Below are 2,294 nucleotides of genomic sequence, written 5' to 3' on the forward strand. Positions count from 1 at the left end.
GCCCTAGCTAAGGCTGATGTTAACAAAGACGGAATAGAAGATGTTTTTATCGGTGGGGCAATTGGTCAGGCAGGTAAATTATTCTTAGGCGATAAAGCGGGGAACTTTAGTCCTTCTCTAAGTCAGCCTTGGGAAGAAGATAAAGCGAGTGAAGATGTAAATGCCGTTTTTTTTGATGCAAATGGCGACGGGGCTTTAGATTTATGGGTGGTAAGCGGTGGAAATGAATATGATGAAAATGCTCCGGAGTATCAGGATCGATTATATTTAAACAACGGGAAAGGTACTTTTAATAAGGCTCAAGATGCATTGCCAAAAATGTGGAGTAGTAAACAGGCCATAAGCATTGCCGATTTTGATAAGGATGGAGATTTGGATGTTTTTGTAGGCGGGATGAGTAAACCGGGATCTTTCCCCCTCTGCAGTAAAAGTTATTTATTACGTAATGAATCAAAAGGTGGAGAGGTAAAGTTTATTGATGTAACCAAAGAACTCGCCCCAGAATTGGAGTACGCGGGTATGGTTGTTACCGCTTTGTGGCAGGATTTGAACACTGATGGATACCCAGAGTTGTTGATTGGCGGTGATTGGATGCCATTAAAGAAATTCAAAAATGATAAGGGGGCTTTAAAATATGATAAAGATTCTGGATTAGAAAACTCAGATGGTATGTGGAGTAAAATTGTACCAATGGATGTAAACAAGGACGGGGCAATGGATTTTATTGTTGGCAACTGTGGTTTAAACAATCAATTTAAAGCCAATAGTAAGCAACCGGTAACAGTTTATGCTGGTGATTTTAATAATGATGGCGTATTAGATCCAGTGATGTGTTATTACATTCAAGGGCAAAATTATCCGATGGCTTCTAGAGATGAGCTACTTGATCAGATGGTTCAATTAAAAAAACGGTTTTTAAATTATGCCTCTTATGCTGATATCACAATAGAACAATTATTTACACCAGAGCAGTTGAGTAAAAGTCAAAAATTTTTCTGTAAACAACTTGAAACTTCTGTTTTATTAAATGATGGAACTGGAAAATTTACTATTAAAGTACTCCCAATTGAAGCACAATTTTCAAGAACGTGGGGCATTATTGTAGATGATTTTAATAAAGACGGAAAAGATGATATTCTTTTGGGAGGTAATTTTTATCCTTACAGGGTACAGCTTGGTCAGGCGGATGCAGGTTTGGGCTTACTTTTACTCGGGAATGGGAAGGGCGATTTTAAAGCAGTGCCCCCTTACAATTCCGGATTGTATATAGATGGCGACGTTAGGAATATGATTGAGATTAAGGGAGCAATCAAAAAAATTATTGTTGTTAAAAATAATGATAAGGTCCAGCTTTTAAAAACTACTAATTAAAACCAACATCATGAAGATATATTTATTTTTGTTTGTTTTCTGTATTTCAATCGGTGCTAGTGCTCAGTGGCGCAAAAGCGAAAATGATCCTTTACCACTGCATAGATCGCAAAAGGCACTTTCTGATATCATTGTAAGTGATATATTTTCTCCGCCGGTTGCGAGTAGAATTTTTGTTTATGCAAACATCGCTGCATACGAAATTCAGGCAAAAAACAATAGTCAGTTTCAATCTTTAAAAGGACAGTTAAATAGCTTTAATGGCATCCCAAATGCAGATAAAAAACAAATTAGTTATTCAGTCGCTGCAACTTACGCCTACTGGCAGATTGGAAAAAGGCTTGTCTTTTCGGAGCAAGTGGCCTTAGATAGTTTAAACAGTATACTTTCATGGTATAAGGCTAAAGGCTATCCTGATACAATAGTACAAAATTCAATTTTATATGGTAAAACGGTATCTGATACCGTTTTAAAATGGGTGGATCAGGATAAGTATAAAGAAACACGTAAATTAAGGCGATATAGTTTAGTAAAGCAAGAAGGTAATTGGGCCCCCACGCCTCCCGGCTATATGGCAGCTGTAGAACCTTATTGGAATAAAATAAGACCTCTTGTGATGAAAACAGCTGATCAGTTTAAACCTGCAGCTCCTCCTGCTTACAGTAAAGATAAAAACAGTGCTTTTTATATTAATGCAAATGAAGTTTACACGGTTGGTAAAAACCTGGATGAAAAACAGCTTGATATTGCTAAATTCTGGGACTGTAATCCATTCTTTTTGAATCTGAACGGGCATATGAATTATGCAACCAAAAAGATTTCACCAGGAGCACACTGGATTTCGATAACTGGCATTGCCTGCAAGCTAAAAAGCTTTAACTATGTTCAAAGTAGTTCTGCTTATACATCTACCTGTATTGCAT

2 protein-coding genes are annotated in these 2,294 nt (G+C 37.1%); both read left to right on the forward strand.

The window, feature by feature from the left end; all coding sequences use genetic code 11:
• On the forward strand, positions 1-1,371 hold a 1,371-nt coding region (locus AC1DND_RS26125; protein ID WP_477585544.1), incomplete at its 5' end, for an FG-GAP repeat domain-containing protein.
• A 10-nt stretch (positions 1,372-1,381) separates the two neighbouring features.
• Positions 1,382-2,294, forward strand: a 913-nt coding sequence (locus tag AC1DND_RS26130) for a hypothetical protein (RefSeq protein WP_477585546.1), incomplete at its 3' end; no start/stop codon positions are given.

The organism is Pedobacter sp. 01N416, assembly GCF_056399685.1.